Origin of the sequence: Alloalcanivorax mobilis (assembly GCF_002864685.1) — a bacterium.
GTDB lineage: Bacteria > Pseudomonadota > Gammaproteobacteria > Pseudomonadales > Alcanivoracaceae > Alloalcanivorax > Alloalcanivorax mobilis.
In genome coordinates, this window is record NZ_NMQZ01000075.1 from 1 (window position 1) to 5,221 (window position 5,221).

6 protein-coding genes are annotated in these 5,221 nt (G+C 66.6%); 2 read left to right on the forward strand and 4 right to left on the reverse strand.

Going from position 1 to position 5,221, the window contains the following annotated elements:
• A partial coding sequence (locus CGS25_RS18735) for a thiamine-phosphate kinase (RefSeq protein WP_408608739.1) occupies positions 1 to 437 on the forward strand: 437 nt, incomplete at its 5' end.
• A gap of 309 nt (positions 438 to 746) precedes the next feature.
• The gene (locus tag CGS25_RS18740) at positions 747 to 1,244 is read left to right on the forward strand and encodes a phosphatidylglycerophosphatase A family protein (protein ID WP_101676397.1); all 498 of its coding nucleotides are present in this window, start codon (positions 747 to 749) and stop codon (positions 1,242 to 1,244) included.
• 5 nt (positions 1,245 to 1,249) lie between these two features.
• Here CGS25_RS18740 and dxs read toward each other — a convergent pair whose 3' ends face one another.
• The 4 genes from dxs to CGS25_RS18760 form a co-directional block, all read right to left on the reverse strand.
• On the reverse strand, positions 1,250 to 3,175 hold the full coding sequence (gene dxs / locus CGS25_RS18745; RefSeq protein ID WP_101676398.1) for a 1-deoxy-D-xylulose-5-phosphate synthase: 1,926 nt from the start codon (positions 3,173 to 3,175) through the stop codon (positions 1,250 to 1,252).
• A gap of 118 nt (positions 3,176 to 3,293) precedes the next feature.
• Positions 3,294 to 4,184 (reverse strand): polyprenyl synthetase family protein, encoded by an 891-nt coding sequence (locus CGS25_RS18750; protein ID WP_232802506.1) that lies wholly within the window; start codon positions 4,182 to 4,184, stop codon positions 3,294 to 3,296.
• Position 4,185: 1 nt separating this feature from the next.
• The gene (locus CGS25_RS18755) at positions 4,186 to 4,422 is read right to left on the reverse strand and encodes an exodeoxyribonuclease VII small subunit (protein ID WP_101676399.1); all 237 of its coding nucleotides are present in this window, start codon (positions 4,420 to 4,422) and stop codon (positions 4,186 to 4,188) included.
• 86 nt (positions 4,423 to 4,508) lie between these two features.
• Positions 4,509 to 4,916: a GFA family protein gene (locus CGS25_RS18760; protein WP_101676400.1), complete on the reverse strand. Its 408-nt coding sequence runs from the start codon at positions 4,914 to 4,916 to the stop codon at positions 4,509 to 4,511.
• Positions 4,917 to 5,221 lie beyond the last annotated feature (305 nt).

Genomic DNA, 5,221 nt, shown 5'->3' on the forward strand with positions numbered 1-5,221 from the left:
GGCGCGGCGCCCTGGGGCTGCGACACTGGCGGGCCGGCCGCCGTGACAGCGCCGCCGCCCGCCATTTCGCCCGCCCCGAGCCGGCGCTGAGCTGGCCCGGCAAGCTGGCCGGCGCTGGCGCCGTTATCGATGTCTCCGATGGCTTGCTGCAGGACCTGGGCCACCTTCTCCACGCCAGCGGGGATTTGGGCGCCGAGATCGACATCGCCGCGCTGCCGACCGATGAAGAACTCAACGAACTGGATGCCGAGCAGCGGCTGGCCTTGCAGCTTGGCGGCGGCGATGACTATGTGCTGCTGTTCACCTGGCCCGACGGGCGGCCGCTGCCCTCCGGCGCCCACGCCATCGGCCGCGTGAGCGGCCCGGGCCCGGTGCGGCTGCGGGCCGAGGACGGCACGCTTCGCACACCGCCGGAGGCGGGGTGGCGGCACTTCTAGCCTTGGCCGTGGGTGAATAAAAGAGGTTCTTCGCGCTTTGGCGGGAACCGCTTTGCAGGGAGTCGTCTCTATCGGGTACGCGGATCTGTGTGGGTCCCTTCCGGGATCGCTCAAGCCGTCCCTGGGCGCTCCCGTTTTTGGCATCCCTGCCAAAAAGGGTCCCGGAAGGGACCCACACAGCTCCGCTTCGGGGTTGCCCAACCGCCACCCGGTTTACTTACCCGGCCGTAACCTTGAGGCGGCCGCGGTTGTGTCGTCCTTCGGATACCCTCATTCTCCCGCCTCCATCTTCAAGGACCGAATCACACCATGAACCTGGACAGCGTCATAGTATTTATCGCCCAGGGCCTGGGCGCGGGCCTGTCACCGTATGCGCCGGGCACGGTGGCCAGTTTGGTTTTTCTGTTGCCATGGTGGTGGTTGGCGGGTCTGCCTCGCGTTGGCTATTGGGCGCTGTGGGGCGTGATCTGCCTGATCGGCGTGCCGTTGTGCGGCCAGGCCAGCAGCGTGCTCGGGGTGCATGACGCGCCGTCGATTGTGTGGGATGAGTTCGGTGGGTTGCTGCTGGCGCTGGCGGTGGTGCCGCGCGGTGTCGGTTGGGGGCTGGCCGGCTTTCTGGCGTTCCGGTTGTTCGATGTCACCAAGCCCGGCCCGGTGGGTTGGGTGGACAGCCATTTCAATAATGGCGCCGGCATTGTCGCCGACGACCTGATCGCCGGCGCCTTCGCGTTACTGGTGATGCTCATGCTGCGCTGGTGGATCGCGGGGCGGGCGCGCCGCCTGAGGGGCCGCCCCGGCCTCCGGTAATGGCTTCAGGCGCGGTGCGGGCGGGCGCCGCCGTCCAGCCGTTGCAAACGCTCGCGGATGCTCGCTTCGATGCCGGCGGCGTCCAGTCCCTGTTCGGCCAGCAGGCCGTCGCGTTTGCCATGGTGGATGAACTCGTCCGGCAGGCCGAGGTTGAGCACCGGCACCATCAGGGCTTCTTCCATGACCAGTTCATTGACCGCCGAGCCGGCGCCGCCCATGCGCTGGTGATCCTCCACCGTGACCAGAAGATCGTGGCGGCCGGCGGCCTGCACGATGGCGTCGCGGTCGAGCGGTTTGACCCAGCGCATGTCGATCACGGTGGCGTCGAGTTTCTCCCCCGCTTGCAGGGCCGCCGGCACCAGCGCGCCGAAGGCGAGCAGCGCCACCGGGCCTTTGCCCTGGCGCAGGGTGCGGCTTTCGCCCACCGGCAGGGGCGCCATCGTTTCTTCGATATGAGCCCCGGGGCCGGTGCCGCGCGGGTAGCGCACCGCCGCCGGGCCGTCGTGCAGCCAGGCGGTGTGCAGTAACTGGCGGCATTCGTTTTCGTCCGACGGCGCCGCCACGATCAGGTTGGGCAGGGTGCGCAGGTAGGCCAGATCGAACACGCCACCGTGGGTGGCGCCGTCTTCACCGACCACGCCGGCGCGGTCCAGGCCAAAGGTGACGTCCAGGTTCTGCAGCGCCACATCGTGGATCAGCTGATCGTAACCGCGCTGCAAGAAGGTGGAATAGATCGCCACCACCGGTTTCTGGCCTTCGCAGGCCATGCCGCCGGCCAGGGTGACGGCGTGTTGCTCGCAGATCGCCACGTCGTGGAAACGGTCCGGGAACTGGCGGCTGAATTCCACCATGCCCGAGCCTTCGCACATGGCCGGAGTGATGCCCACCAGGCGGTGATCCAGCGCCGCCTGATCGCACAGCCACTGGCCAAAAATGGACTGATATTTGGGGCTCGGTGCTTTCGCCGGCGCCGCCACCTCGACCTTCGGTTTGGGCTCGATCTTGTTGATCGCGTGGTAGCCGACCGGGTCCGCCTCGGCGGGGCCGAAGCCCTTGCCCTTGGTGGTGTAGACGTGCAGCAGTTGCGGGCCTTCCAGGTCACGCATGGTGTCCAGGGTGGCCATCAATTCGTCCAGGTCGTGGCCGTCGATGGGGCCGATATAATTGAAGCCGATCGCCTCGAACAGCATGTCCGGGCTGACCATGTTCTTCATGCTCTCTTCGGTGCGGCGCACGAAATCCCAGGCGGCGGGCATCGCCGAGAGCACTTTCTTGCCGCCTTCGCGCAGGGCGATGTAGGTCTTGGAGGCCCAGATTCGTGCGAAGTAGTTGGCCAGCCCGCCCACGTTCTGGCCGATCGACATGGTGTTGTCGTTGAGAATCACCAGCAGGTTGGCGCGCGTATGGGCGGCGTGGCTCATGGCCTCGAAGGCCTGGCCGGCGGTCATCGCGCCGTCACCGATTACCGCTACCGTGCGACGTTTCTGCTCCGCTTGCCGCGCACCCAGGGCCATGCCCAGGGCCGCGCTGATGGAGGTGGAAGAGTGGCCGACGCCGAAGGTGTCGTAGGGGGATTCGGCTCGGTTGGGGAAACCGGACAGGCCATGGCGCTGGCGGATGCTGAGCAGCTGTTCGCGGCGCCCGGTGAGAATTTTGTGCGGGTAGCACTGGTGGCCCACGTCCCAGACCAGCCGGTCGTGGGGTGTTTCAAACAGATAGTGCAGCGCCACCGTCAGTTCCACCACGCCCAGGCCGGCGCCGAAGTGACCGCCGGAGCGGCCGACCGCGTAGAGCAGGTAGGCACGCAGTTCATCGACCAGCGTGTCCAGGCGGCTCTGGGGCAGCTTGCGCAAATCCGCCGGCGTGCTGATGGTGTCCAGCAACGGCGTGGCGGGGCGGGTCAGGGGAATGTCGGTAAACGTCTTTGGCATCAAATCTGGCCTGCGTGAATCGGCGTTGCCGTGTCGTCCATGGCGGCCCGCGCAGCGACCCGGCGAGGGGACGTCCGGCGAAGTGAGCGACCATTATAACGGCCCGGGCGGGCCACCGTCAGTGATTGCGGTGGATGATGTAATCCGCCAATTGTTGCAACGGCGCCGCTGCCTCACCGTGGGCCTGCAGGGCGCCGCGTGCCTGCTGGCACAGCGCTTCGGCGCGTTGCTGGCTGGCGCGTAACCCGAGCAGCGCCGGGAAGGTGCTTTTACCGTGTTTTTCATCGGATTTGCTGGGTTTGCCGAGCTGGGCGGTGTCCACCGTGACGTCGAGAATGTCGTCTTGAATCTGGAACGCCAGGCCGATGGCATCGCCGAACGCGCGCAGATTGTGTTCCAAGGTGGCGTCCGGGCGGCCGGCGGCTTGATAGCCAAGCAGCAGGCTGGCGGTGATCAGCCGGCCGGTCTTCAAGTAATGCATGCGTTCCAGGGCGGTCACGTCGCGGGTCTGGCCGTGGCCTTCCATGTCCTGCATCTGCCCGGCGGCCATGCCGGTGCCGCCGGCGGCCTGGCAGAGCGTGCGGATCATGCCAACCCGCGCGCTGTCCGGGTAGTCGCCGGCACTGCTGAGCAGTTCGAAGGCAAAGGTGTGCAGAGTGTCGCCGGCGAGAATCGCGGTGGCTTCATCGAAGGCGCGGTGGCAGGTGGGCTGGCCACGGCGCAGGTCGTCGTCGTCCATCGCCGGTAAGTCGTCGTGGACCAGGGAATAGGCGTGGATCAACTCCACCGCCATCGCCGCTACGTCGGCCTGGGCCGGTTCACCGCCGGCCAGCCGGCAGGCGCCGTAGACCAGCAGCGGGCGGATGCGTTTGCCGCCGGCAAGGGCCGCGTAGCGCATTGCCTCGGCCAGGCGCGGTGAGTCACTGTGGGCGGGGGCGGGCAGATGGCGATGCAGGGCGTCCGCGAGGCGCTCGCGCATGGCGTCCGAAAACGGGCCCAGGTCGTCCATGTCAGGGCGCATCGCGGTCTTCGAACGGCGCCGGCTCGGCCTGGGCGTCCTGTTCGAGCAGAATGCGCACCTTCTGTTCCGCCTGGGTCAGTGCCTGCTGGCACTCCCGGGTGAGGGTCACGCCCTGTTCAAAGGCCGCCAGGGACTCTTCCAGGGTCATCTCACCGGATTCCATCCGCTCGACCAGAGCTTCCAGGTTGTCCAGGGATTGTTCCAGTTGGGGGGCGTTTTTCGCCATGACGAAGGGGGACCTCTAATGGTAGCCGGCGCAACACTACTTCAGCGCCGCCGGGGGGTCAATTGGCGCCCCCGGCGGCGGCCGTGCTACTCGGGCGCCTGGCGGTATTTTTTGGCGCCCAGGCCGGTTTCGTACCAGTGCGCCCGGTCGTCATAGAAAATATGGTCGTTGGGGTCGATGTCCGGTTCCTGGTCGAGGCCACCGGCGGGCACCGTTACCGCGCTGCCGTCGCGCTTCAGGTACGCGACCATGCTGCCGCAATGGGTGCAGAAGGCGCGGGAAAAAGACTTCGCCTCCGGCAGGTCGAAGCGGCGTACCTGATCTTCGCCCTGGAGCCACTCCAGGCTGTCCGCGGCCGCGATCAGATTGGCGGCGTGGGCGGTGCCGCTGAATCGGCGGCAGCGCGAGCAATGGCATTGGTGAAACTGGTGAAAAGGGCCACGGATACGGTAACGGACCCGGCCGCACAGGCAGCCGCCTTGATAATCGCTCATCTCGGTTCCTCGCTGCGGCCCCCAAGCAATGGGGCCTGTTGTTATCAATAAGGCACGCCGCCGGTTACGGCAACCCCCCATCCTGGCAATCGGCACCCTGGAGTTTGTGAGTGCTCACATTTGTGGTGGTGAAGGTGGCCCGGGAATGAAGAGAGAGGGGTGATTCCAAAAGGGTCTAAACGTCCCCTTTCGTGTCCGCGATGCCCGGCCTATATTGAAATGCCCGCCGGTTGGCGCAAGCGTCTTCTTCCTCTGATCTCCTTTTCTATGGCGTATCGCTTGCGGTGCCGGCGGGGTCTTCAGCG